This is a genomic window from Janibacter terrae (assembly GCF_039636765.1).
Classification (GTDB): domain Bacteria; phylum Actinomycetota; class Actinomycetes; order Actinomycetales; family Dermatophilaceae; genus Janibacter; species Janibacter terrae.
The window spans coordinates 1,007,778-1,032,484 of record NZ_CP144167.1 but is presented as its reverse complement, the minus strand read 5'-3'; the positions used below and the strand labels follow the sequence as shown (position 1 = coordinate 1,032,484).

General features: G+C 71.6%; 26 protein-coding genes and 1 tRNA gene. 13 read left to right on the top strand and 14 right to left on the bottom strand.

The window, feature by feature from the left end:
• The first annotated feature begins 13 nt into the window (after positions 1–13).
• Both menE and V3C34_RS05195 read left to right on the top strand, forming a co-directional pair.
• The gene (menE, locus tag V3C34_RS05200) at positions 14–1,162 is read left to right on the top strand and encodes an o-succinylbenzoate--CoA ligase (RefSeq protein ID WP_346008258.1); all 1,149 of its coding nucleotides are present in this window, start codon (positions 14–16) and stop codon (positions 1,160–1,162) included.
• A gap of 22 nt (positions 1,163–1,184) precedes the next feature.
• Positions 1,185–2,075 (top strand): 1,4-dihydroxy-2-naphthoate polyprenyltransferase, encoded by an 891-nt coding sequence (locus V3C34_RS05195; protein WP_346008257.1) that lies wholly within the window; start codon positions 1,185–1,187, stop codon positions 2,073–2,075.
• 219 nt (positions 2,076–2,294) lie between these two features.
• On the opposite strand, the gene V3C34_RS05190 is transcribed toward V3C34_RS05195, so the two are convergent.
• From V3C34_RS05190 to rsmI, 7 genes are read right to left on the bottom strand one after another with little or no spacing between them, the layout of a single operon-like run.
• Positions 2,295–2,588 (bottom strand): DUF4229 domain-containing protein, encoded by a 294-nt coding sequence (locus V3C34_RS05190; RefSeq protein WP_068326358.1) that lies wholly within the window; start codon positions 2,586–2,588, stop codon positions 2,295–2,297.
• Positions 2,589–2,604: 16 nt separating this feature from the next.
• The gene (ccsB, locus tag V3C34_RS05185; RefSeq protein ID WP_068425672.1) at positions 2,605–3,567 is read right to left on the bottom strand and encodes a c-type cytochrome biogenesis protein CcsB; all 963 of its coding nucleotides are present in this window, start codon (positions 3,565–3,567) and stop codon (positions 2,605–2,607) included.
• Complete coding sequence (gene resB, locus V3C34_RS05180) at positions 3,564–5,123, bottom strand: cytochrome c biogenesis protein ResB (RefSeq protein WP_068425675.1); 1,560 nt, start codon at positions 5,121–5,123, stop codon at positions 3,564–3,566. The genes ccsB and resB overlap by 4 nt, the downstream gene beginning before the upstream one ends.
• Positions 5,120–5,854: a cytochrome c biogenesis CcdA family protein gene (locus V3C34_RS05175; protein ID WP_068329093.1), complete on the bottom strand. Its 735-nt coding sequence runs from the start codon at positions 5,852–5,854 to the stop codon at positions 5,120–5,122. Before V3C34_RS05175 ends, resB begins: the two co-directional genes overlap by 4 nt.
• 41 nt (positions 5,855–5,895) lie before the next feature.
• Positions 5,896–6,489 carry a TlpA disulfide reductase family protein gene (locus V3C34_RS05170; RefSeq protein ID WP_068425678.1) on the bottom strand — a complete coding sequence of 198 codons (594 nt, stop codon included), beginning with the start codon at positions 6,487–6,489 and terminating at the stop codon, positions 5,896–5,898.
• 10 nt (positions 6,490–6,499) lie between these two features.
• The gene (locus tag V3C34_RS05165) at positions 6,500–7,270 is read right to left on the bottom strand and encodes a histidine phosphatase family protein (RefSeq protein ID WP_082817257.1); all 771 of its coding nucleotides are present in this window, start codon (positions 7,268–7,270) and stop codon (positions 6,500–6,502) included.
• An 18-nt stretch (positions 7,271–7,288) separates the two neighbouring features.
• Positions 7,289–8,125 carry a 16S rRNA (cytidine(1402)-2'-O)-methyltransferase gene (gene rsmI, locus V3C34_RS05160; RefSeq protein ID WP_245634824.1) on the bottom strand — a complete coding sequence of 279 codons (837 nt, stop codon included), beginning with the start codon at positions 8,123–8,125 and terminating at the stop codon, positions 7,289–7,291.
• Positions 8,126–8,183: 58 nt separating this feature from the next.
• Here rsmI and V3C34_RS05155 point away from each other — a divergent pair, with 58 nt between their 5' ends.
• From V3C34_RS05155 to V3C34_RS05135, 5 genes are all read left to right on the top strand, one after another.
• The gene (locus V3C34_RS05155; protein ID WP_068326371.1) at positions 8,184–9,737 is read left to right on the top strand and encodes a dolichyl-phosphate-mannose--protein mannosyltransferase; all 1,554 of its coding nucleotides are present in this window, start codon (positions 8,184–8,186) and stop codon (positions 9,735–9,737) included.
• 26 nt (positions 9,738–9,763) lie between these two features.
• Positions 9,764–11,281, top strand: coding sequence for a TM0106 family RecB-like putative nuclease (locus tag V3C34_RS05150; RefSeq protein WP_346008256.1), 1,518 nt, complete (start codon positions 9,764–9,766; stop codon positions 11,279–11,281).
• A 26-nt stretch (positions 11,282–11,307) separates the two neighbouring features.
• The gene (locus V3C34_RS05145) at positions 11,308–12,099 is read left to right on the top strand and encodes a DUF3152 domain-containing protein (RefSeq protein ID WP_346008255.1); all 792 of its coding nucleotides are present in this window, start codon (positions 11,308–11,310) and stop codon (positions 12,097–12,099) included.
• Positions 12,100–12,221: 122 nt separating this feature from the next.
• Entirely contained in the window at positions 12,222–13,379 is a 1,158-nt protein-coding gene (locus V3C34_RS05140) for an MFS transporter (protein WP_346008254.1), read from the top strand.
• 31 nt (positions 13,380–13,410) lie between these two features.
• A complete protein-coding gene (locus V3C34_RS05135; RefSeq protein WP_338538719.1) occupies positions 13,411–14,583 on the top strand; it encodes a YibE/F family protein in 1,173 nt (390 codons plus the stop codon).
• 36 nt (positions 14,584–14,619) lie between these two features.
• On the opposite strand, the gene V3C34_RS05130 is transcribed toward V3C34_RS05135, so the two are convergent.
• Genes V3C34_RS05130 through V3C34_RS05120 form a run of 3 tightly spaced genes read right to left on the bottom strand, consistent with a single transcriptional unit; the run spans position 14,620 to position 17,097 of the window.
• Positions 14,620–15,186: a dihydrofolate reductase family protein gene (locus V3C34_RS05130; RefSeq protein WP_346008253.1), complete on the bottom strand. Its 567-nt coding sequence runs from the start codon at positions 15,184–15,186 to the stop codon at positions 14,620–14,622.
• 55 nt (positions 15,187–15,241) lie between these two features.
• Complete coding sequence (locus tag V3C34_RS05125) at positions 15,242–16,387, bottom strand: HAMP domain-containing sensor histidine kinase (RefSeq protein ID WP_338538720.1); 1,146 nt, start codon at positions 16,385–16,387, stop codon at positions 15,242–15,244.
• Positions 16,384–17,097 carry a response regulator transcription factor gene (locus V3C34_RS05120; RefSeq protein ID WP_346008252.1) on the bottom strand — a complete coding sequence of 238 codons (714 nt, stop codon included), beginning with the start codon at positions 17,095–17,097 and terminating at the stop codon, positions 16,384–16,386. The genes V3C34_RS05125 and V3C34_RS05120 overlap by 4 nt, the downstream gene beginning before the upstream one ends.
• 143 nt (positions 17,098–17,240) lie before the next feature.
• Between V3C34_RS05120 and V3C34_RS05115 the strand changes: the two genes are divergently transcribed.
• Positions 17,241–17,495, top strand: coding sequence for an SHOCT domain-containing protein (locus V3C34_RS05115; RefSeq protein ID WP_082807628.1), 255 nt, complete (start codon positions 17,241–17,243; stop codon positions 17,493–17,495).
• A 20-nt stretch (positions 17,496–17,515) separates the two neighbouring features.
• Here the strand turns inward: V3C34_RS05115 and V3C34_RS05110 are convergent, their stop codons facing one another.
• The 3 genes from V3C34_RS05110 to V3C34_RS05100 form a co-directional block, all read right to left on the bottom strand.
• Positions 17,516–17,917: a DUF5655 domain-containing protein gene (locus tag V3C34_RS05110; protein ID WP_346008251.1), complete on the bottom strand. Its 402-nt coding sequence runs from the start codon at positions 17,915–17,917 to the stop codon at positions 17,516–17,518.
• Positions 17,918–17,956: 39 nt separating this feature from the next.
• Entirely contained in the window at positions 17,957–18,523 is a 567-nt protein-coding gene (locus V3C34_RS05105) for a DUF1990 family protein (RefSeq protein WP_170307629.1), read from the bottom strand.
• Between the two features lie 625 nt (positions 18,524–19,148).
• Positions 19,149–19,550, bottom strand: a complete 402-nt coding sequence (locus V3C34_RS05100) for a heavy metal-responsive transcriptional regulator (RefSeq protein WP_346008250.1) — start codon at positions 19,548–19,550, stop codon at positions 19,149–19,151.
• 55 nt (positions 19,551–19,605) lie between these two features.
• On the opposite strand from V3C34_RS05100, the gene V3C34_RS05095 reads away from it, so the two are divergent.
• The 5 genes from V3C34_RS05095 to V3C34_RS05075 all read left to right on the top strand — a co-directional run bounded on the left by V3C34_RS05095 (position 19,606) and on the right by V3C34_RS05075 (position 24,537).
• Complete coding sequence (locus V3C34_RS05095) at positions 19,606–19,911, top strand: thioredoxin family protein (protein ID WP_185220908.1); 306 nt, start codon at positions 19,606–19,608, stop codon at positions 19,909–19,911.
• Positions 19,908–21,263, top strand: coding sequence for an NAD(P)/FAD-dependent oxidoreductase (locus tag V3C34_RS05090; protein WP_346008249.1), 1,356 nt, complete (start codon positions 19,908–19,910; stop codon positions 21,261–21,263). Before V3C34_RS05095 ends, V3C34_RS05090 begins: the two co-directional genes overlap by 4 nt.
• A 441-nt stretch (positions 21,264–21,704) precedes the next feature.
• Complete coding sequence (locus V3C34_RS05085; protein WP_346008248.1) at positions 21,705–23,249, top strand: replication initiator; 1,545 nt, start codon at positions 21,705–21,707, stop codon at positions 23,247–23,249.
• Complete coding sequence (locus V3C34_RS05080; RefSeq protein ID WP_346008247.1) at positions 23,246–23,458, top strand: helix-turn-helix domain-containing protein; 213 nt, start codon at positions 23,246–23,248, stop codon at positions 23,456–23,458. Before V3C34_RS05085 ends, V3C34_RS05080 begins: the two co-directional genes overlap by 4 nt.
• Positions 23,455–24,537, top strand: coding sequence for a tyrosine-type recombinase/integrase (locus V3C34_RS05075; RefSeq protein ID WP_346008246.1), 1,083 nt, complete (start codon positions 23,455–23,457; stop codon positions 24,535–24,537). Before V3C34_RS05080 ends, V3C34_RS05075 begins: the two co-directional genes overlap by 4 nt.
• 58 nt (positions 24,538–24,595) lie before the next feature.
• On the opposite strand, the gene V3C34_RS05070 is transcribed toward V3C34_RS05075, so the two are convergent.
• Positions 24,596–24,671 (bottom strand) — tRNA-Ala (locus V3C34_RS05070).
• Positions 24,672–24,707: the final 36 nt, after the last annotated feature.

The window sequence follows — 24,707 nt, the reverse complement described above, 5'->3', positions numbered from 1 at the left end:
GGGCGATGACCCCGTGCCGATCACACCCCTGCCCCTCCCCGCCGGACCAGCGATCCTTGATGTACTCCCTTCGCTCGAGCGCGCGCTGACCGGCACCGCGCCGATCCACCCCCACGCGCCGGGTGAGATCCCGAGCCTGCCCGGGGGCGACCTGCCGCCTGACCTCGCCGTCGCCATCGCGACCTCCGGCTCGACCGGCACCCCCAAGCTCGCGCTGCTCACCGCGGCCAACCTCATCGCGAGCGCGGAGGCGACCGCCGAGCGGCTCGGCGGTCCGGGGCAGTGGCTGCTCGCCCTGCCGCCGCACCACGTCGCCGGCCTGCAGGTCCTGCTGCGCAGCATCGCCGCCGGCACGACTCCGGTCGTCCTCGACCCGGCCGCAGGCGGCGCCTTCGCCTTCGTCGAGGCCACGGCGGGCATGCACGGCGACCGCCGGTACACCTCGCTCGTCCCGACCCAGCTGGGCCGGCTCGTCGAGGACCCGCTCGGGCTGGAGGCGTTGCGACGCTTCGACGCGATCCTCGTCGGCGGTGCCGCCACCCCCGCGACGCTGCTCGACCGTGCGCGCTCCCTCGGTGTGCGCGTGGTGACGACCTACGGGATGTCCGAGACCGCCGGCGGCTGTGTCTACAACGGCGCGCCGCTCAAGGGCGTCGCGGCGCGCACCGGGGCCGACGGGGTGCTCGAGCTCGGCGGTCCGGTCGTCGCGCACGGGTACCTCGGTCTCGAGACGGACGCCTTCCGCAGCGAAGGGGGCCAGCGCTGGTTCCGCACCGGCGACCTCGGCTCGGTCGACGGCCAGGGGCGGGTGAGCATCACCGGCCGCGCCGACGACGTCATCAACACCGGCGGCCTCAAGATCGCGCCGCGCGTCGTCGAGGAGGCCGTGCTCGCGCACGTCCCGGCCGTCACCGAGGCCGTCGTCGTCGGCCTCCCTGACCCGGAGTGGGGGCAGTCCGTGGCCCTGGCCGCCGTCACCTCCCCCGGCGGCCCGCCGGTCGGGCCCGTCCCCGATGCCGGCGTCGCCGAGATCCGCGAGATGCTCCGCCCCCACCTCGAGCCGGCCGCGCTCCCCCGACGGGTCCACGTCGTCGCCGAGCTGCCGATGCGCGGGCCGGGCAAGCCCGACCGCGCCGCCGTGGCGCGTCTGCTGGGAGGCTGAGCGCCTCGTAAGATCGCCTGTCGTGGCCACCTTCAAGCAGTGGGCCGCGGGCGCACGCCCACGGACCCTCCCCGCAGCAATCGCCCCCGTCATCGTCGGCACAGCCGCAGCGGCCGCCCACCGGGACCTCGAGCAGGGGACGAAGGGGGCCAACCTCGGTCTCGCGCTCCTCGCGATGATCGTCTCCTGCTGCCTGCAGGTCGGCGTCAACTACGCCAACGACTACAGCGACGGCATCCGCGGCACGGACGAGGACCGGGTCGGCCCGGTCCGCCTCGTCGGGCAGCGCCTGGCGGAGCCCGGCAACGTCAAGATCGCCGCCTTCACCTTCTTCGGGATCGGGGCCTTCGCCGGCTTCGCCCTGGTCGCCCTGAGCCAGACGTGGATCCTCATCCCCGTCGGCGTCCTCGCGATCATTGCCGCGTGGCGCTACACCGGCGGCGACAACCCGTACGGCTACCGCGGGCTCGGCGAGCTCTACGTCTTCGTCTTCTTCGGCCTGGTCGCCACGCTCGGCACCCAGTACACCCAGCTCAACATGATCACCCCGGTCGGGGTCCTCGGCGCGGTCGGCGTCGGCGCCCTGGCCACCGCGATCCTCGTCGCCAACAACCTGCGCGACATCCCGACCGACTCGGTCACCGGCAAGAAGACCCTCGCCGTGCGCCTCGGCGACGCGCGCACGCGCCAGCTCTACGTCGGTCTCTTCGGCGTGGCCATCGTGTGCACGCTGCTCATGGCCTTCTGGCGGTCGTGGGCGCCCATCGGCCTCCTCGGCCTCGTCATCGCCTGGCCCGGCATCCAGGCCGTCCGCTCCGGCGCGACCGGCAGGGCACTCATCCCGGCGCTGGGCCTCACCGGCTTCGCCGAGGTCATGTGGGCGGTCTGGCTCTTCGCGCCGCTCGCCCGCTGATCCTCTGCCGCGGGCGAGCACAACCGGTCGTGCTCGTGCATCTCGTGGTTGGATCTGCCACCGTCTGCAGCAGGACGACCTCCTGTGCACGCACGGCGAGGCGGCTCCCCCTTCGCCCCTCGCTCTGCACGACAAACCTCGCCTTCGCAAGAGTTTGAAACTCCTGCGAAGGCGAGGTTTATCGGGTCACCCGATAAACCTGAGGCCCCTGAGGCGACCTCAGCGGTAGGACTCAGGCCCCTCGTCCGAGGACCCGCGCGCGGCGTCCTCGACGGCCTCGTCGGTGTCGGTGCGCTCGGAGCGGGCGCGGGCCTTGGCGGCCTGGCGGGCCTGGATCTGCTCGACCATCTCGACGCGGAAGGGGCGGAGCACGATCGCGGAGATGACCATCGACGCGAGGGCGGCGATGACGACGAGCCAGGGCAGCTCGTTGCCGTCGCGCAGGCCGAGCAGCCACAGCAGCGCCAGGCAGCCGAAGAAGATCAGGAAACGGAGCAGGGTGTAGCGGACCATGGGGTGACTCAGTGCCTCACTGCGCGTAGCTGTGCTGGCCGATGAAGTAGAAGTTCACGACCGTGTAGTTGATGACGATGCACGCGAAGCCCGCGATGGCGATCCAGTTCGCGGTGCGGCGCGAGGTGTTCTTCGTGGCGCGGGCGTGCAGGTAGGCGGCGTAGACGGTCCAGATGACGAAGGTCCACACCTCCTTGGGGTCCCAGTTCCAGTAGGCACCCCAGGCCTCGCGGGCCCAGATCGCGCCGGCGATCAGGGTGAAGGTCCACAGCGGGAAACCGATGATGTGCAGGGAGTAGGACAGCTTCTCCAGCGCGGCGGCCGGCGGCAGCTTGCGCCAGAAGCGCTCGCCCCCGACCCCGCGGTCGCTCATGAGGTAGAGCGCGCTGATGATCGCGCCGACGACGAAGATGCCGACCGACAGGGTGGCGACCGTCACGTGGATCGGGAGCCAGTAGGACTTCAGCGAGGGCACGACCTCGTCGGCCTCGACGTACCAGGCGGTCGAGGCGACCATGAGCAGCAGCACGACGAAGGCGGTGACGAAGACGCCGAGCCACCGCACGTCGCGCCGCAGCCCGACGACGGAGAAGGTCGCCATCGCGAAGAAGGCGCCCGCGACGCTGAACTCGAAGAGGTTGCCGAGCGGGAAGCGCTCGACCGCGAAGCCGCGGCAGGCGAAGGAGACGAGGAGCAGCAGCGCGCCGAGCCACGAGAGCGACCCGGCGATGCCGGCGGCCTTGCGGGCGCGTGCCGGCGTCTCCGCGACCTCGGACGAAGGGGGCTCCTCCCCCGTCGCCGGACCGGCACCGACGCCAGCGGGCACCTTGGCACCGGCGCGCGTCTCGGCCTCCGCCCGCTCGCGCACGGGCACGGCCTGCGCGAGGTAGAGGGCGAAGCAGAGCATCGCCACCGTGATCACCAGCGCGGCCGAGGCCAGCGCGTAGTTGGCGTACTGGGCCAGCATCTCGTTCGTCATGATGTCCTCGATTCTCCCACGAGCTCGTCCCGGACCTCCGTGACCACGTCCGCCAGGCCCTCGTCGTCGTCCCGGCTCATCCCGCCGACGTCGATCCGCACGCCGTCCGCGGCCTCGGTGAGGCGCACGAAGACCCGTCGCCGCTTGATCGTCAGGGTCGCGATGAGGCCGGCGAGCGCCGCGAGCGCGGAGACGAGCGTCAGCTCCTTGCCCGGGTCGTGGCGGACCGAGAACCCGGCCCACCGCTCCATGCCGTCGAAGGTGATCGTGCCGCGGCCGTCGGGCAGCTTGGCGCCCTCGCCCGGGGAGAGCCACAGCCGCAGCTGGTCCTTGCCGTCGGTGGTCTCGACCTTCTGCATCGACGCGGTGTCGAGCGTGAAGACCGACTGCGGGCGACCGTCGGGGAAGATCTCGCCGGTGTAGAGGCTCAGGGCGAGCTTCGGCTCCCGGGTGTCGGGGAAGAGCGAGATCGGTCCCTGCTGGGGGTCGATGTAGGCGGTCGGCAGGAAGAGCCCGACGAAGCCGAACTGCTCGGGCGTGCTCGCCGCGCCGACCTTGATCGCGCCGGTCGAGCGGTAGTTGCCGTCCTGCGCGAGGAAGGGCGTCGGCCCCTCGTAGAGCACCTCGCCGTCGGCGTCCTTGACCGTGACGACGGGCGCGTACCCGTTGCCGAGGAGGAAGACCGTCGCGTCGTCCATCTCGAGCGGGTGGTTGACCTTGACGACGTCGGTGTACTCCGTGCCGTCCGCGTCGGCGACCGAGACGCGGGCCTCGAAGTCCCGCGGCTGGCCGAAGGTCTGGGTGCCCGGCTTGCGGTCGTTGAAGTCGGCGGTCATCTCGTCGACCTTCACGACGAAGGGGGACAGCTTCGTCTCGTCGACGAGCGGCCCCGGGGCGTAGGTGTCGTAGCGCGTCACGGTGTTCACGAAGGAGTCGCCGGCGGGGACGATGACATCGGCCTTCCACCCCCACAGGTGACCGATGGCGACGCCGATGATCAGGGTGACGAGCGCGGAGTGGAAGACGAGGTTGCCGGTCTCCTTGAGGTACCCGGTCTCGGCGGAGACGGACACGTCGTCGTGGCTGGCCACGCGGTAGCGCCGTCCGCGCAGCACCCGGACCGCGGCCTCGCGCACGTCCTCGAGCGAGCCCTCGACGACGCCGTCGGCGTGCGCCTCGAGCCGGGCCAGTCGCCTGGGGGCGCGCGGCGGCCGGCCCCGCATGGCCCGCCAGTGCACTGCCGTGCGCGGGACGATGCAGCCGATGAGCGAGATGAAGAGCAGCAGGTAGATCGCCGAGAACCACGGCGAGGAGTAGACGTCGAAGGCTCCGAGCCGGTCGAGCCACGGCCCGGTGGTCTCGTGCCGCGCGAGCCAGTCGGCGGTGCGGGCCGGGTCGAGGCTGCGCTGCGGGAACACCGAGCCGGGGACGGCCGCGACGGACAGCAGCAGGAGCAGGAAGAGCGCCGTGCGCATGCTCGTCAGCTGCCGCCAGCCCCACCGCAGGTAGCCGACGGGCCCGAGCCTGGGCTGGGTCACCTCGTCGCCGGACGTCACAGGACCACCTCCGTGTCCGAGATGAGGTGGACCTGCAGCCACTGGGTGATCGCGTCCCAGCCGCCCGTGAGCAGGAGCAGCCCGACCGCGATCAGCAGGACCGCGCCGAGCACCTGGATGGCGCGCTGCCGCCGGCGCAGCCACGCGGAGACCGGCGCCCACCGCTCGTAGGCGGCCGCGATGAGCAGGAAGGGCAGACCCAGCCCGAGGCAGTACGCGACGGCCAGGATGACGGCCCGGGTGGTCGACGCGTCCCCGGCGAGGTTGAGCGCGAGGACGGCACCGAGCGTCGGGCCCATGCACGGCGCCCAGCCGAGGCCGAAGACCGCGCCGAGCACCGGCGCCCCGGCCAGCCCGGTCGCGGGCCTGATGGGCAGGCGGAGCGTGCGCTGCGACCCGGCACCGAGGAAGACGAGCGCCATGAGGATGACGAGGACGCCGCCGATGCGCATGAGCAGCTCGCGGTGCTCGACGAGCGCCCGGCCGGCCGTCGCGACGAACATCGACGCGAGGACGAAGACGGCGCTGAAGCCGAGGATGAAGAGCAGGGTCCCGAGGACCATCCGCCCGCGCGAGCGCTGCTCGAGCGCGACGTCGGACAGGCCGGTGACGTAGCCGAGGTAGCCGGGCACGAGCGGCAGCACGCACGGCGTCGCGAAGGAGACGAGCCCCGCGAGCGCGGCCACGAGGACCGCGAGCGGCAGGGCGCCGTCCGTGACCTGGTCGCTCAGCGCGGCGGGGACGGCTGCGAGCGGGGACAGTGCGGCGGGCGTCACTCCTGCTCAGCCGCCGTGTCCTCGACGAGCCCCACCAGCGTCGTCGTCGTCACCGGGCCGAGGACGACCGCGGCGATCCGGCCCTCGCGGTCGAGCACGGCGGTCGACGGCTGGGCGGTCATGGTGCCCTGCATGTCGAGGGCGGTCGTGCCGGTCTTGTCGTAGACGGAGGGCCAGACGAAGCCCCACTCCTTGGCCTGCGCCCGCCCGGTCGCCTCGGAGGACTCGCGGTAGTCGATGCCGACGAACTCGACGTCCTCCCCCTTCGTCTCCTCGTAGGCCTCGACGAGGTGCGGGGCCTCCTTGGCGCACGGCCCGCACCAGCTGGCCCAGAGGTTGACGACGACGACCTTGCCGCGGTGGTCCGCGCTGTCCCAGGTCCTGCCGTCGATCGTGCCGCCGGCGAGCTCGACCGGCTCGCCACGATCCTCGGCGGCGACGAGGTGCGCCGACCCGTCGCCGTTGCGGGAGCCGACCTCCTGGGCGGCCCTCTCGGAGGCGGACTCGCCGGAGCAGGCGGCGACGCCGCCCGCGAGGGCGAGGGCGCTCACGGCGGCGACGAGGGTGCGGGTCACGCGGGTGCTCTTCATCGGAAGGGGGTCAGGCTCCAGGGGTCGTGGCGGCGTGCGCGTAGAGGTGCGCGGCCGGCTCGCTGTAGGTGACGTCGGTGACGCGGTCGCCGACGAAGGTGACGGAGGTCAGGGAGGCGAGGTTGCACTGCCGGCGACGAGGGTCGTGCCACAGGGGGCGACGCTCGAGGACGCTGCGGAGCGTCCAGATCGGCAGCTGGTGGCTCACGACGAGGGCCTCGCGGCCGCGCGCGTGGTCGCGGGCGTCCTCGACGGCAGCCATCATCCGCTTGCCGATGCCGCGGTACGGCTCGCCCCACGTGGGCTTGGTGGGATCGCGGACCCACCACCAGCGGCGCGGGTCGAGCAGCAGGCGCTTGCGGAAGCGGCGCCCCTCGAACTTGTTGCCCGCCTCGATGATGCGCGGGTCGACGACGGCGGTGAGGCCGTGGTGCTTCAGGGTCGGGGCCGCGGTCTCCGCGGTCCGCTCCAGCGGGCTGTGCACGACGAGCGCGAGGTCGGCGTCGGCGAGGTGCTCGGCGACGACCTGCGCCATCTGCCGACCGAGGTCGGACAGGTGGAAGTCGGGCAGCCGGCCGTAGAGGATCCGGTCGGGGTTGTGCACCTCGCCGTGGCGCAGGAGGTGCACGACGGTCCGCTCGGTCCCGTCTGCGGTCGAGGGGTGCTGGGCGTGGGCCTCGCGGGCACCAGCGGCGGCTTCGCTGGCGGCGCCCTCGGCCTGGGCGGCGGACTCCTGGTCGAAGGGCAGGTCGGTGCCGGAGTCGGGCATCGGCTCGGTCATGCCGCGGATTGTCCCACCTCAGTCTGAGAGGGACCTGCGGTGGGCCACCACGGCGTCGTACAGCGCCTTCTTGCCGTGCCCGGTCGAGATGGCGACCGCGGCGCACACGTCCTTGAGCCGGCCGCCGTGGTCGCGGCGCGCGAGGACCTCGGCGACCGCGTCCTCGATCGGGATCGCGACGCGCTCCGCTCCCGCGACGACGATGGTGATCTCGCCCCTCACCCCGTCGGCGGCCCAGGCCGCGAGCTCGGCGAGCCCGCCGCGGCGCACCTCCTCGTAGGTCTTCGTCAGCTCGCGGCAGACGGCCGCCGGGCGCTCCGGCCCGAAGGCCTCGGCGAGCGCCTCGAGCGAGGTGGCGATGCGGTGCGGTGCCTCGAAGAAGACCATGGTCCGCCGCTCGGTCACGAGCTCCTGGAGCACCGAGCGGCGCTCACCGCCCTTGCGCGGCAGGAACCCCTCGAAGCAGAAGCGGTCCACGGGCAGCCCCGAGACCGCGAGCGCCATGAGGACCGCGCTCGGCCCCGGCACGCAGGTCACCGGCTGGTCGACGTCGATGCAGGCCCGCACGAGGCGGTACCCGGGGTCCGAGACCGAGGGCATACCCGCGTCCGTGACGAGGACCACGCGCTCCCCCTTCGTCACCGCCTCGAGGAGGTCTGCGGTGCGGGACGCCTCGTTGTGCTCGTGGTAGCTGACGACGCGCCCCGTGAGCTCGACGCCGAGCTCGCCGGCGAGGCGCCGCAGGCGACGGGTGTCCTCCGCCGCGACGACGTCGGCTCCCGCGAGCTCCTCCCGTAGCCGCTGGCTGGCGTCGCGGGGGTCTCCGATGGGCGTGGCAGCGAGGACGAGAGGCATGCCTGCCATCATCCCAGCACGTCCGCCGCGCCCACCCCCCTCACCTACGATGGCGCCCATGGACCGGGGGATCGAGCTGCGCGAGCGCCTGCTCGGTTTCCGCCCCACCGACGTCCTGTGGGGCTGGCTCGGCCCCCTCCTCTTCGCCGTCCTCGGCGGCATCCTGCGCTTCTGGTCCCTGGGCCGCCCGCACCAGCTGGTCTTCGACGAGACGTACTACGTCAAGCAGGGCGTCTCGATGCTCGACCACGGCGTCGAGATGCAGTGGAAGGGGAAGGGAGAGGAGGTCGACCCGCTCTTCACCCACGGCACGACCGCCGTCTTCAAGACCACCGAGGGCGACATGGTCGTCCACCCGCCGGTCGGCAAGTGGGTCATCGCCTTCGGCGAGTGGGTCTTCGGCTCGACCTCGAGCTTCGGCTGGCGCTTCTCCGTCGCGCTGCTCGGCACGATCTCGATCCTCATGGTCGGGCGGATCGCGCGCCGGATGTTCGGCTCGAGCTGGCTCGGGGCGATCGCGGCCTTCCTCATGGCCTTCGAGGGGCACCACTTCGTCCACTCCCGCACCGGGCTGCTCGACATCATCCTGATGTTCTTCGCGCTCGCGGCCTTCGGCGCGCTGCTCGTCGACCGCGACTGGTCACGAGCTCGCCTGGCGCGCAAGGTCGCCGGGCTCCCCGCTGGTGGGTTCGGGACCGGGCCGTGGCTGTGGTGGCGGCCATGGCGGCTCGTCGCCGCGCTCTGCCTCGGTCTGGCATGCGGCACCAAGTGGTCCGGCCTGTACTTCTTCGCGGCCTTCGGCCTGATGACGGTCTTCTGGGACATGGGTGCCCGCCGCGCGGCCGGCGCCCGGCACTGGTGGAGCGCCGGGATCTTCAAGGACGGGGTCTGGGCCGGCGTCTCGATGACCGCCGTCGTCCTCGCGACCTACCTCGCGTCGTGGACCGGCTGGTTCCTCACCCGCACCGGCTTCAACCGCACCTGGGCGCAGGACAACCCCGGTGAGGGCGTGCAGTGGCTGCCACCCGCCCTGCGCTCGTTGTGGCAGTACCACGTGCAGGTCCTGCAGTTCCACGACAACCTGACCTCGCCGCACACGTACCAGTCCAACCCCTGGTCGTGGATGATCCAGTCGCGGCCGACGTCCTTCTTCTACGAGGCGCCGACCCGGGGCATGACCGGCTGCGAGGTCGACAAGTGCTCCAAGGCGATCACGTCGCTCGGCTCCGTCTCCATCTGGTGGGTGGCGACCGCCGCCCTGTTCGTCCTGCTCTACCACTGGGCGCTGCGGCGCGACTGGCGCGCGGGCGCGATCCTCGCCGGCTTCGTCGGCGGGTGGCTGCCGTGGTTCTTCCTGCAGCACCGCACGATCTTCACCTTCTACACGATCTCCTTCGAGCCCTGGGTGGTCCTCGCGGTCGTCTTCGTCATCGGGCTCGTGCTCGGGCCCCGGGGTGCGAGCGCCCGGCGCCGACGGGTCGGACACCTCGTCGTCGGGGTCTACCTGCTCGTCGTGCTCGCCAACTTCGCCTTCTACTGGCCGCTCTACACGGCCCAGGTCATCCCCTACGACCACTGGCGCTGGCGCATGTGGTTCCCGAGCTGGGTCTGACGGGGGTACCTCGTAGGGTCGGGGCCATGCACTTCCCCACCGTCGGCGGCACCACCCAGCGCGCGATCACCACCGCGGGTGACCTGCGCTCGGTGCTCACCTGCGAGTTCGGGGTGCTCGTCACCGCCGACGTCCTGCTGGGCCGTCGCGAGATCGTCCTCGCGGCCCCGGACCCGGTGCGCGAGCGCTTCGGCGACCTGGGGCGCGAGCGCGAGGCCGAGGTCACCGAGGTGCTGAGCCGTGAGGTCGGCGAGGGCGTCGTCCACGCCGACACACTGCGACCCGAGGACCTGCCCGCGCTCCTCGCCGACCCGGCGACCCGCCTCGTGCACCAGGCGCCGGTGCGCGGCGAGCGCTTCGCCGGCCGGGCCGACCACCTCCTGCGCGAGGAGGCCGGGTGGGTCGTCGCGGAGACCAAGCTCGCCTCCTCGGCCAAGCTCTTCGCGCAGCTGCAGGTGGCCTCCTACGCGCAAGCCCTCGCCGACGACGGGGTGGCGGTCGCCCCCTTCGTCCGGCTCTACCTCGGGGACGGGTCGGTCGTCGAGATCCCCCGCGAGGACCTCGCCGAGCACCTGGCCCGCGTCACCGGCCGGCTGCGGGAGGTCCTCGACACCCACCAGGACGCACCGGGCCCCGTCGTCTGGGGCGACCCGCGGTGGAAGGCGTGCCTGCACTGCGACGCCTGCCGCGCCGAGATGGAGGCGCGGGGCGACGTCGGGCTCGTCCGCGGCGTGCGGCCGCCGACCCGCCTGCTGCTCATCGACGCCGGCGTGCGCTCGATGGCCGACCTCGCTGCCCGGACCGAACCCGTCGAGGGCGTGGCCCCCGAGACGCTCGTCGCGCTGTCGAGCCAGGCGCGACTGCAGCTCACGGAGCCCACGGACGCCCAGCCGCTCGCCTACGAGGTCCACGACCCGGCCGCGCTCGCGGCGATGCCCGCGCCGACGGACGGGGACGTCTTCTTCGACTTCGAGGGCGACCCCGTGTGGCGGGACGGGCCCGCGGACCACGTCGGGCTGGAGTACCTCTTCGGCTGCCTGACGCCGCAAGAGGAGTTCGTCGCCTTCTGGGCGCACGACCGGGAGCAGGAGCGCGCGGCGCTCATCGAGTTCGTCGCGTGGCTGCAGGAGCGTCGCCGCCGCTGGCCGGCCCTGCGGGTCTACCACTACGCGGACTACGAGAAGTCGGCGCTCACGAGGCTCGCCGCCCGCCACGGCGTGCTCGAGGCGGAGGTCGCGCAGCTGATCGCCGACGGGGTCTTCGTCGACCTCTACGCCGTGGTGAAGTCCGCCGTGCGCGTCGGCAGCGCCTCGTACTCCATCAAGCGGCTCGAGCCGCTCTACATGGGCGACGACCTGCGCGACGCCGACGGCGTGACCGCCGGCGGCGACTCGATCATCGAGTACCAGCGCTACCGGGAGGCCGTCGCCGCGGGTGACGACGCCGACGCCGCCGCCCGGCTCGAGGCCCTGCGGGCCTACAACGAGTACGACTGCCTCTCGACGCTCCGCCTGCGCGACTGGCTGCTGACCCACGCGGACTGAGGCCGGGGCGATCTACGCTGGGTGACGTGTCCCCCCTTCGGTCGTCGGCCCCCTCGGGGCCTGCGCAGGCGCGGCGCCGCCGGCTCGGGGCCGCCACGGTCGCCGTGGCCGTCCTGCTGGCGGTCCTGCTCGGGGTCCGCACGGCCGACGACCCGGGGGTGCCCCTCGCCGAGCCGACCGCGACGACCTCCGCGCAGCCGTCTCCCGCCTCGACCGCCTCGACGCCCACGCCGGCCAGATCCGGCCCGACGCTGCCGGCGTACGCCTCGTCCGGCCGGTACACGCGGATGCGCACCGGCACCCCGGTGCGCGGCACGTCCGGCCGGCTCGTGACCTACCGGGTCGAGGTCGAGCAGGGCGCAGGCGTCACGACGCGTGAGTTCGCGGACGCCGTCGACGCGACGCTGCAGCACCCCCGCGGCTGGACGGCCGGCGGGCACTGGCGCTTCCAGCGGGTCGTGCGCGCCCACCCCTCCCTGACGATCCGGCTCGCGACGCCGGACACCGTCGACCAGGCGTGCGCCGCCGCCGGCGCCGACACCGACGGCTACACGTCGTGCCGCGCCGGCGACCTCATCATGCTCAACCTCGACCGGTGGCACGTCGGCGTGCCGCACGTGCCGAGCCTCACCGGTTACCGCCACTACCTCGTCAACCACGAGGTCGGTCACGGTCTCGGGCTCGGGCACCAGGGCTGCACCGGCGCGGGCCGCACGGCGCCCGTCATGCTCCAGCAGACGCTCGGCCTGCGCGGCTGCCGCCCCAACCCGTGGCCGCGCTCGCAGTCCGGCCGCCTCGTCACCGGACCGTCCCTCTGACACGCCCGGAGTGGACGGATCCGCAAAATGTCGGCATCGTCTGCTCCATGGCTGCTCTCGGAGAGACGACTCGATCGGGCGAGGCACGGGCGGGGGCGGCAACCCCTTGGGTGATGCTCGCCATGGCGACCCTCGGGTTCGCCATCAACTTCTGGGCGTGGGCCCTCATCAGCCCCCTCGGGCCCCTCTTCCGCAAGACCGGGTACCTCGGGGAGCTGAGCGAGATGCAGGTCTCGCTCCTCGTCGCCGTGCCCGTCGTCGTGGGGTCCCTCGGACGGATCATCGCCGGCGCCATGACCGACCGCTACGGCGGTCGGGTCATGTTCCCCATCATCACGGCGCTGACGATCCTCCCGGTCCTCTTCATCGCCTTCATCGCGATCGACTCCTACTCGCTGCTGATCTTCGCCGGCTTCTTCCTCGGGATCGCCGGCACGATCTTCGCCGTCGGCGTGCCCTTCGTGAACGCCTGGTTCCCGCCCGCCCGCCGCGGCCTGGCGATCGGCATCTTCGGTGCCGGCATGGGCGGGACGGCGATCAGCGCGCTCACCACCGTGCGCCTCTTCGAGAAGGGGGCGGCCCTCCCCTTCGTCATCACCGCCGCCCTGCTCGCGGTCTACGCCGTCGCCGCGTGGCTGATCATGCGGGACGCCCCCGGCCGGGTCGCGCCGACGACGAGCCTCGGGCAGCGGCTGCGGGCCAACGTCACCCTCCCGGTCACCTGGATGGCCGGGATCCTCTACGCCGTGGCCTTCGGCGGGTACGTCGCCTTCTCCGTCTACCTGCCCGCGTACCTCATCACCGCGCACGACCTCGACGCGGCCGACGCCTCCTACCGGATGGCCGGGTTCGTCGTCGTCGCGGTCATCATGCGCCCCGTCGGCGGAGCGATGGCCGACAAGCTCGGCGCCATCCCCGTGCTCGGGGTGGTCTTCGCCGTCACCGCCGTGTGCGCCGCCATGGCCGCGGGCAACCCCCCGCTGCACGCCGGTGGCACCGTGGCCTTCCTCGCGATGGCCGCGGCCCTCGGTGCCGGCAGCGGTGCCGTCTTCGCCCTCATCGCGCAGGTCACCGACCCGACCCGGGTCGGTGGCGTCACCGGCATCGTCGGCGCTGCCGGCGGCCTGGGCGGCTTCGTCCCGCCGCTGCTGATGGGCTACGTCTACGGTCGCACCGACTCCTACGCGATCGGCCTGTGGCTGCTCGCGATCACCGCCGCCCTGACCCTCGCGCTGACCTTCGGCCCGGTCCGGCGCCTGGTGGTCGAGCAGCAGGCCTGAGCCGAGCACGCGGCGCGGCGGGAGAGAACTCATGGGCAGTCACTCCGCACCGCCGCAGCACGACCGCTTGCGGCGCCTCGCGCTGCTGATCATCACCCCCCTCGCGCTCCTGACGGTGGTCGGACTGGTCTGGCTCTGGCCCGCGGAGACCACCCCCGGCGGGCCGGGCGGCGGTGCGGCCGAGCACCAGGGCCGGGTCACCGCGGTCCAGCAGGAGGAGTGCACCGACGAGGCCCTCGCGCAGACGGCCGGCTGCGGCACGGCCACCGTGCAGCTGGAGGACGGGCAGGCCCTGGAGGACGTCCAGATGCCCGGTGCGGCCGGTGCACGGGATGTCTCCGTCGGCGACGACGTGGTGGTCCTCGGCTCGCAGCTCCCGGAGGGCTGGGCCTACGCGATCGTCGACCACCAGCGCGGCCCGGGGCTGTGGGTGCTGGGGCTCGCCTTCGCCCTGACCCTGATCGCCTTCGGACGGTGGCGCGGGCTGACGTCCTTGGCGGGCCTGGCCGTGACCTTCGTCGTCCTGCTGGCCTTCGTGGTGCCCGCGATCCTGGCGGGCGAGCCGCCGCTGCTGGTCGCCCTCGTCGGCTCGTCAGCGATCATGCTCACGGTGCTCTACCTGACGCACGGGTTCTCCCTGACGACGACGATGGCCGTGATCGGCACGGTGATGAGCTTCGTCCTCACCGGGCTCCTCGCCGCGGTCGCGGTGTGGGCCCTGCACCTGACCGGCATCACCGACGACGACACGATGGCGGTCCAGCTGACCCACGGCATCGACATGACGGGGCTGCTGCTCGCGGGGATCGTCATCGGCTCCCTCGGCATCCTCGACGACGTCACCGTCACCCAGGCGGTCACGGTCGACGAACTGGCCCGCGCCAACCCCGGGTCCGGGCCGCGCGAGGTCTACACGGCGGCGACCCGGATCGGGCGTTCCCACATCGCCTCGGTCGTCAACACGATCGTCCTGGCGTACGCAGGAGCCTCGCTTCCCCTGTTCATCCTGGTCGTGGCGAACAACTCGTCCTTCGGATCGGTCCTCACGAGCCAGTTCGTGGCGCAGGAGATCGTGCGCAGCATCGTGGCCACGCTCGGGCTCATCGCGGCGGTCCCGATCACGACCGGCCTGGCCGCGCTCGCGCTGCGGCACCAGCAGGACACCGGGCGACCGGTCGCTCCCTCGACGGGCCATCATCACTGACCACCGACCGGCTCGCCGGCTGGTCCCGCCGCCGACTCAGCGCACCACGCGGTAGCGCCACGCGACGACGCCGCAGGCGAAGGGCCGGCTCGAGACGAGCTCCAGGTCGACCCGTCGCTCCAGCTCGGGGAAGTACGGTCGACCACCGCCGAGGAGCACCGGGTACACGAAGGGCCGGTACTCGTCGATGAGGCCCTCGTCCGCGGCGTCCGCGGCGAGCACCGCGCCACCGATGGCGATCTCCCCTTCGCCCGGCTCCGAGCGGAGCCGGCCGATCTCATCCGCGAGCGAGCCGGTGGCGAGCCGGGTGTTGGTGCCGGTCACCCCGGTGAGCGTCGACGAGAAGACGACCTTGGGCAGCTCGCGCCACATCCGGGCCCACTCGGTCGTGGAGTGGTCCGTCCCGGGCTCCTGGTCGACGGTCTCCCAGTAGAGCATCGTCTCGTACAGGCGCCGTCCCAGCAGGTGCACGGAGGTCCCCCGCAGCTCCTCGATGTGCGCGGCGAAGACCTCCTCGTCGGGCTCGGACCAGTCGAAGCCACCGTCCGGCCCGACGACATAGCCGTCGAGCGAGCAGCCCATCGAGTAGGTCACCTGGCGCATCGTCGCCTCCCGGAGGTCGTGGGTCCACGACGCTACTGCCGAAGGGGGGCGCCCGTCACCCCTGTCGGTGCTCCCGGTCGACCGGCAGGCGCAGGGTGAAGGTCGCGCCGCGACCGGGGCCGGGGCTGCTCGCCGAGATCCCACCCCCGTGGGCCTCGGCGAGGGCACGCGCGATGGCCAGACCGATGCCCGACCCACCACCGTCTCGGCTGCGCGCCGGGTCGACGCGGTAGAAGCGGTCGAAGAGGCGGGGCAGGTGCTCGGGGGCGATCCCGGCGCCCGAGTCCGTCACCGTGTACTCCACCCAGTCGCCGACCCGTCGAGCCGCCACCAGCACCCGACCACCGCGCGGCGTGTGGCGCAGGGCGTTGTCGAGGAGGTTGCCGAGGACCTGCCCCATCCGTTCGGGGTCGACCGTCAGCGACCCCGCCGGCCCGAGGTCGCCGTGCAGCGACACCCCCTTCGCCGCGTACCGGTCGGCGGCGGCAGCCACGGCCGCCGTGACGAGTGCACCGGATTCGACGCGCCGCGGCCGGAGGTCGAGGCTGCCCTCCTCGGCGCGGCTGACGGTCCCGACGTCCTCGGCGAGCCGGCGCAGGCGACGGGTGGCATCGCGCAGCACCGACAGGGTCTCGTCGTCGAGATCACGCACCTCGTCCTCCACCGCCTCCAGGTGGGCGTCGATGGTGGCCAGTGGCGTGCGCATCTCATGGGCGAGGTCGGCGAGCATCCGTCGTCGGGTGGCCCGGGTGGACTCCAGCCTGGCGGCGAGGGCGTTGTAGCTGTCCGCGAGGACGGCGAAGTCCGCGCCCAGGCCGGGGTCGGCGATCCGGGCGTAGCAGCGACCTGCGGCGATCTCGGTGGAGGCGTCGGCGATCCGAGCGAGGGAGCGGCGGACCCGCCGACCGAGGTACCAGGTGACGGCGAAGGCCGCAGCCGACGCAGTGGCCAGGGCGACCCCGATCGAGATGAGCAGCGCCGACGCGAAGGCCTGCTCGACGTGCTGCGTCTCCGACGCGGTGTGGGGGACGCCGGCTCGGTCGAGGTGGTCGTGGAAGATGCTCGGCCCGACCGCCGAGGCGACCAACCACGTGGTGAGGGCTCCGGCAGCCAGCACGAGTCCCTGGGCCAGCACCAGACGGGTGGCGAAGCCGCCCTGCCACCGCGTCGTCCCCGTCCGGCGGACCGTGCCGGCGCTCATTCGCCGGTCCCCATCCGGTAGCCGATGCCGCGCACCGTGCGCACGTATCTCCCCCGGCCGGCGTCGTCGCCGAGCTTGCGACGCAGGTGGGCGACGTGCACGTCCACGAGGTGCTCGTCGCCCACCCAGGTCCCGCCCCAGACCCGCTCGACGAGCTGGCGTCGCGAGAAGGCCGTCCCCGGGTGCCGGGCGAGGGCGTCGAGGACGTCGAACTCGGTACGCGTCAGGGCGATCGGCCGCCCGTCGAGCCACACCTCCCTGCCCAGCGCGTCGATCCGCAGGCTCCCGAAGGAGTGTCCCCGGGCCTCGTCGGTCGGTCCCGACGGAGCCCGGGGACGCCGCAGCATCGCGGCGACCCGGGCGACGACCTCGCGCGGGCTGAAGGGTTTGGTCATGTAGTCGTCGGCACCGACGGACAGCCCGATGAGGGTGTCGACCTCGTCGACGCGGGCGGTGAGCATGAGGACGTAGCAGTCCGAGAAGGTCCTGATCCGGCGGCACACCTCCACCCCGTCCAGGCCCGGCAGTCCCAGATCGAGCACCACGACGTCGGGGACCGTCGCCCGGGCCGCGTCGACCGCCTCGAGCCCGTCGTGGACCTGCACCACGTCGAACCCATCGCGCTCGAGGTAGCTGCCGATCAGCTGGGCGATCGTCACCTCGTCCTCCACGACGAGGGCCCGCAGCCCCGATGGTGGGCGTGACTCCATGTCTCATCGTGGCACCCCGGGTGGATCGCGTCGACGGCCCGGCACACCGCGCCTTCTTCACAGGATCTTCATGGAACGACGACCGGACGTGCCGGACGGTCGCGGGAGGCTGAGGTGTCAGGACGACGAAGGAGCTGAGGGTGATGATGGGTTGGTACAACGACGGGATGGGCTGGTTCGGCTGGATCCTGATGTCGTTCAGCATGATCGCGTTCTGGGCGCTCGTGGTCTACGTGGTGGTCGCGCTGCTCCGGTTCGGCCGGACCGACCAGAGCCAACGGTCCCGCGGTCAGGAGGCGATCGACATCCTCGACCAGCGCTTCGCCCGGGGCGAGATCGAGGAGCCGGAGTACCGGGCCCGCTCCGAGATCCTGCGCACCTCGGCCCACAGGACCTGAGGTCCGGGCACGACGGGGCATCACTCGTCTCCCTCCGCGGCTGGAGCCGTTGGCGTCGGAGTGGACCCGCGCGCCGCTGCGTATGCCCTCGCCAGCCATCTCTCGACCTGGTCGTCGATGTCGCGCACGGCGTGGAGCTCGAGGTGGTGTATGAACACCCCGCGCCGGGGTTCGACGACCTCCTTCCAGCGGGGGTCGAGGTCTCTCTCCGGGAGCACCAGGGAGAGCACCAGTGGCGCTCGACCTTCTCCCAGGTACTGCCCTGGCGCCCAGGCGAGGGCGAAGGTCCGACGGCCCCGGTAGGCGACCTGGCTCGTGGAGTAGCGCTCGGTCACCGGACCGAGGCGGAGGATGACGGGGCGCAGTGCGTCGAGGATCCTGCGGGAGTCCTCATGCGCAGCGAGATACTCACCGAAGTCCATGAGGGCATGGTGCGCGCCTGCGTCGTGCACCGGCAAGCCTCACCCTGAGCTCGTGCCCTCAGCTCGGAGGTCACCCACGGACCGCAGGTACCGGTCTGTGACCCGTGACTGGATGTGGCGCCCGACCGGACCCGCTGCGCAGGCGGGCCACGTCGCGGGTCGGGAGAAGGCGGTGATGGCGAAGACGACCGAATCGTCCTCCTGCAGCTCGAGGACGAAGGCTTCCTCCCCGCTCTCGGGGTGTCCGGGGAGGGTGCCGTAGGCGAAGCCCCGGCGCCGCGGCTCGTCCACGAGGTACACGACGCGGACGGGCGCCGAGATCGCCAGCGGACCGACTCCCAGCCGCAGGACGGCCACCGCGCCCGGCACCACGACGTCCGGGGAGGCCCGCACGCCCAGCCCGGCCCGACGATGCGTGTCCCACGTGAGCAAGGCCCGAGCGGCCTGGTCGAAGCGCGCCTGTCCTGTCCCTACGAGGCGGCTGCGGCTGAGCTCGGTGTACCCGTCCGGCACCTCACCGGCCCGGGTCCCGCCGCGCGACGGGTACGTCAGGTCAGCCGACCGCAGGCGTTCGGCCTGGCCGGGCGAGAGGGCGTGGTGGCTCACGGCGGCCATCGTGGCACGTGAAGCACGACGAAGGCCCCCGGCGATGCCGGGGGCCTTGCTGGTGGAGCTGAGGGGATTCGAACCCCTGACCTTCTCATTGCGAAGGCAATCCGGGGTTGTCCTGCCCCGAGGATCTGGCACGGTTGTTTGCAATCCATTGCACCTACTGGCGGTCGCCATCCGCTCGGGGGGCATCCGGGGGGCACGAAGAGCCGCCGACCCGATAGCGGAGCAGCCCCGGCCGGAGCGGGCTCGGATCAAGCGGCGATCGACTCGGGAAGGCATGGGCCGCAGGCGCGGAGCGCGTCCCGGATGGTGCAACCACTGGCCGCTTGATCCGTGACCGTGGAGGACGGATCGTGTAGCGACGGGTCGGCGGATCGAAGGGTGAGGGCGTCTCGGTACTGAACCGGGGCGCCTTCGTCATGCCTGGCCGATCGCGATAGGGCGGCCGCGAGAACGGCCGCCAGGCCGCATGCGCAGCGGGCGCCCGCGAAGCGGGCGGCCAGCGGCGACGGAGTCGCCGCCTTGAGTCAGTAGAGAAAGTTCTCACATCCCCCGCCTGGCGCGCCACAGTGACGCCCGGGATTGGCGCCTTGTGGCTGCCGAATCCGAGCGTTTGAGGCTAGGTCCCTGTGGAGAGTACGTGGCAGATGTGGTCGTCTGTGCAGTCAGCGGGATTCAGCTGCCGGCTGCGCTCGTGCAGTGTTTCGAGTTCAGTTTGTAGCCCGGCAAGGTGCCGGATCCGTTCCCGGACGTCGGAGAGTTTTATGTTGATGAGTCCGCCCACGTGCTCGCAGGGCGCTGTGCCGTCGTCACGGAGGTCGATGATGCTGCGGATCTCGGAGAGCGTGAGACCGGCGCCTTGGGCCACGCGGATGAAGCGCAACCTGACCAGCGTGGATTCGTCGTAGACGCGGTAGCCGTTGGTGCTCCGTTCGGCGTGGGGCAAGAGGCCTTTGCGTTCGTAGAACCGGATGGTCTGGCTGCTCACTGAGGCAGCCTCGGCGAGCTCACCGATCAACATGTCGTCCACCTCCAGCCTTGACCTTCTAGTACAGTACAACGTTTACCGTCGGAGCATGGACGTCGCCTTGTTGTACTTCGATGACTGCCCGAACTGGAAGTTGGCCGATCAGCGGCTTGCCGCGATCGCCGTCGAGCGCCCTGATGTTGTGGTGACCCGGCGCCGCGTTGAGACCGTGGATGAGGCCGAAAGGCTGGGCTTCCACGGGTCGCCCAGCATCCTGGTCGGCGGGGTCGACGTCTTCGCCGGGCCAGGTGCGGAAGTGGGCTTGTCCTGCCGCCTGTACCCCACACCGGACGGTTTGGCGGGGGCGCCCACGATGGAGCAGCTTCGAGCAAAATTCGACGTGGCGGTGGCATGACGATGCGGGGCTACGACTTGATGGTGATCGGAGCGGGCATGGCCGGCGTGGCAGCGGCCAATAAGTGCGCCTCGGCGGGGTGGAACGTGGCGATCATCGACGCGCTGCCGTACGGCGGCACATGCGCTCTGCGTGGGTGCGACCCGAAGAAGATCCTCCGCCGGGGTGCCGAGATCATCGACAGTGCGCACCTGATGCGCGGCAAGGGTATCGACGACGCCAATCTGTCGATCAACTGGGCGGATCTGGTGAAGCACAAGCACGGGTTCACCGACCCGGTGCCAGCAGGCATAGAGGATGGCCTCGCGGGCAATGGCGTCGACACACTGCACGGACAGGCACGGTTCACCGGTCGAAACACACTCACGGTCGACGGCACTCCGTACGAGGCGGCACACTTTCTGATTGCCGCGGGCGCCCGCCCCCGCTCACTGGCCTTTCCGGGCCATGAGCACCTGATCGACAGCACAGACTTCATGGACCTTCCCGAGTTGCCAGAGCGGATTCTGTTCGTCGGTGGTGGCTTCGTCTCCTTCGAGTTCGCCCACATCGCGGCGCGCGCGGGCAGCACTCCGGTCATCCTCGACCGCGGGCCCCGACCGCTCAAGGCCTTCGACCCCGACCTGGTCGAGCTCCTCATCAGCCGCGGCGCTGATGCCGGAGTCGGGCTGTGGCGCTCCAGCACCATCACCGCCATCGAGAAGTCCGCTGCCTCTTACCGGGTCGAGATGGAACGGTCTGGCCAGCCCGAGACGGTGGAGTTCGACCTTGTCGTGCAGGGCGCGGGCCGGGTACCGGATCTGGACGGACTTGACCTCGAGGCCGCTGGGATCGAGTGGGACGAACGTGGAGTGCGGGTAGGGGCTGATCTGCGGAGCACCAGCAACTCGGCGGTCTACGCCGCCGGCGACGCAGCCAGCAGCCCCGGGATGCCACTGACACCGGTAGCGGTGTTCGAGGGCAAAGTTGCCGCGTCGAACATGCTCAAGGGGACCGCGACCGCACCCGACTACGCGGGGGTGCCCACTGCGGTCTTCACGATCCCTGAACTCACCCGAGTGGGGATGCTCGAACAAGACGCCCACCACCACGGCCTCGACGTCGACGTCCGCTACCGCGACACGAGTAGCTGGTTCTCCAACTACCGGATCGGCGAGACCACTGCAGCCACCAAGATCCTCGTCGAGCGAGCCACGGACAAGATCCTCGGGGCGCACTTACTTGGCCCGGGATACGGCGAGCTGATCAACTTCCTGGGCTTGGCCATAAAGCTCGAGCTGACCACCCGTCAGCTGAAGTCAATGACCGCCGCCTACCCCACCGTCGGGTCGGACCTCGGATCGATCCTCTGAGGGGACTTGCCGCGCTCGTGCAGCCACCCGATCGCTCCGATCACATATCAAGCCAGTCGACGTGGGCAGACGCGACCAAGCCTCGGGGACCGTTAGGAAAGAGTCAGGTTTGCGTCAAGGATCTCCGCGAAAGTGGAACTGGGCCCCCTTGGGGGCCAACGTGGCTGGTGCGGATCAACACAGACGCACACGATGGACGGGAAGCATCCCCGGGGGTCGGCTCCCCTCTCGGGCCTGACGGCTCGCACTCACCGATAGCCGCTACAGAGACTCACTGACTGGATCCGCACCCGCACCCCCTTCGGGTGTGCCCGGCGTTGAGCGGCTCTGGAACGTCGGTGACCACGCATCGCCGCTCACCCCACAGTCCGGGTGTGCCGCGCGGATCCCAGAGCCGCACTCCGGTCCGCGTGGCACACCCTCTTTGGTTGGGAGGGGACCGTGGCCGCCACAGACACCCACGCCCCTGCCGCGGGCGAGGACCGCTTCCCCGGCTTCGGTGAGGACGCGCCCCTGGACATCCCCGATCTCAACCACCCCGAGAACGCCAAGCTGATCGCCCAGCGGATGCGCGACGGGAGCATGGATGACTTCTCCCAGGCCCTGGGCACCACGCACAACTGCGCCCACCCTGTCCGGCTGGCCGGGTCCTCGGTCACCGTCGACACCACCACGGGCGAGATCCTCTCGTCCTTCGACGCCAGTGACCTGCCCTTCGGGGTACTGCACCGCGCGTGCGGCAACCGCCGTGCCTCGGTGTGCCCGGCCTGCTCACGCACCTACGCCCGTGACACCTACGCCCTCATCCATGCGGGGGTCGCCGGCGGCAAGACCGTCCCCGAGCGGGTGCGGGAGAACCCGCTGCTGTTCATCACCCTCACCGCCCCATCCTTCGGACCCGTCCACGGCCACCGGAAAGGACGCGCGTGCCGGCCACGACGACGCGACAGCCGCAGCCGCTGCCCCCACGGCCGGCCGCTGTGGTGCACCCGCCTCCACGATCGCGACGACGAGGTCAACGGATCGCCGTTGTGCTTCCAGTGCCACGACACCGCGTCGGCGGTGATGTGGCAGTGGCACGCCCCCGAGCTGTGGCGACGCTTCACCATCGCCTTCCGCCGGGCCGTCGCCCACCACCTGGCCGTCCCCGACTCGCGCCTGGGCGAGCACGCGTCGATCCAGTACGCCAAGGTCGCCGAGCACCAGACCCGGGGCCTGATCCACTTCCACGCGCTGATCCGCCTCGACGGCCCCGCCGCCGGCGGCACCGGTTCGCCCGCTCCCCCAACACTGGACGGCGACACCCTCGCGGCCCTCGTTCACCGGGTCGTCCCGACCGTCACGACCGTCGCCGAGCCGGTCGACCACGAGGACACCCCACGCGTGCTGGCCTTCGGCACCCAGGTCGACGTGCGCACCGTCCGTGCCGGCTCGCGCACCGACGACCCGGCCGGCCCACTGACCCCCGACCAAGTCGCCGGATACCTGGCCAAGTACTCCACCAAGGACTCCTCCGGCCTGCACGGCCACGGCCAACAACGCCCGCACATCCTCGCCCTGCGGCGGCAATGCGCGGAGATGGCTGCCCGGGCCGCGACCTTCCACGACCAGGACCACGACTACCAACGGATGGGCAAGTGGGTGCACTGCCTGGGCTTCCGTGGCCACTTCGGCACCAAGTCCCGGCGCTACTCCCTCACCCTCGGCGCCCTGCGTCGTGCCCGCTCGCGGTGGCAGGCCCTGGCTGCCGAGTCCCGCCGCACCGGCCAACCCCTCGACACCCGCGACCTCGAAGCCCGCCTCCTCGCCGACGACGCAGAAGAGACCACCCAGGTGATCGGAACCTGGACCTACGTCGGCACCGGCTGGCGCGACCACCTCGAACAAGCCCTCGCCCTGGCGGTCGCAGCCCGCAACCGCGAGTACGACCTGTGGAAAGCCGAACGCCGCAGGGACCGAGATGCGCTAGACACGAGGGGACGATGATGGAGCAACAGATGCAGGACCAACCAACACCGGCGCTCGAGCGGTTGTTGACCACCGCGGAGGTCGCAGAGGCGCTGCAGATCTCGCCGTCGACACTGTGCCGATGGCGACAGGTGGGCCACGGGCCACGGGTGACGTGGCTGACCCCCTTCAGCCCGCGCTACCAGCGGGAGGACGTGGCCGCCTGGGTGAAGCGGAGCGCGGCGTGAGCGTGCGGAAGCTGCCGAACGGTCGGTTCCGCGCGAAGCTGAAGAGCGGCCGGGTCGATGTGGCGAGCAAGGTCTTCGACACCCAGCGGGAGGCGAAGGGATGGCTCGCCCGCGAGCGGGCGGCACTGGCCGGCGGGGTCGACCCCCGCGCCGGCCGGCAACGCGTGCGCGTCCTCGTCGCCCAGTGGCTCAAGGTGCGGTCCACGACCGTCGCCGCCAAGACCTACCGGAGCGACCAGGACCTGCTGCGCCTGATGCCGACGAGCATGCTGGCGCTGCACGTGTCCACCGTCTCCGGGCGGGAGGTCGCGCGCTCGTTCGAGGCGCTCCTCGCGGACGGTCTCGCGGAGAGCTCCGTTCAGCGGTTCCGGGCCAGCCTGTCCTCCTTCTTCGCCTGGTGCGTGCGGGAGAAGATCGTCGTGGCCAACCCGGTGACGGGGGTGCGCGTCCCCAAGCAGTCCGGCGAGGTCGAGGAGATGGACCCGTTCAGCGAGGAGGCGCTGGAGGCGGCCCACGCCCAGTGGACCGCGATCTCACCGCACCTGGCCGACCTGATGCTCGTGCTGGCGTGGACCGGGTTGCGCTGGGCCGAGGCCCGGGCGATGCGGATCGAGGACGTCATGCAGGTGCCCACGCCCGGACTGTTGGTGCGCCGCTCCCAGCCCGAGGGCCACGCGATCAAGGGCACCAAGGGCCGGCGATCCCGACGCGTCCCACTGGCCAACCGGGTGCTGCCGATCGTCCAGCACCTGAGCGAGGGCAAGAACCAGCGGGACCTGCTCTTCACGACCGAGCGCGGCGCCCAGCTGCACCGCTCGGCCGTGCTCCGCAGCCTCCACTGGCCGAGGACAGGCCAGGGCCGTCGGGTGCACGACCTGCGACACACGGCGGCCTGCCTCTGGCTAAGCCGCGGCGTGGACCCGGGCACCGTCCAGGCGTGGATGGGGCACGAGTCGATCGCGACCACGAACCGGTACCTGCACTTCCTCGGCACGGGTGCCGATCGGGCCGGCCTGGAGCGGCTCAACGCACCGTCGGGGGGCACCCGGGGGGCAGATCGGGAGGTGAGGTCGGAATGACAAAGAGAAACCCCGGCCACAGAACCAGCGTTTTCGCTGCTGTGCCGGGGCGTCCGAGTGGTGGAGCTGAGGGGATTCGAACCCCTGACCTTCTCATTGCGAACGAGACGCGCTACCAACTGCGCCACAGCCCCAAGAACGTCGGTAACCATAACACCGTGATGACGCGG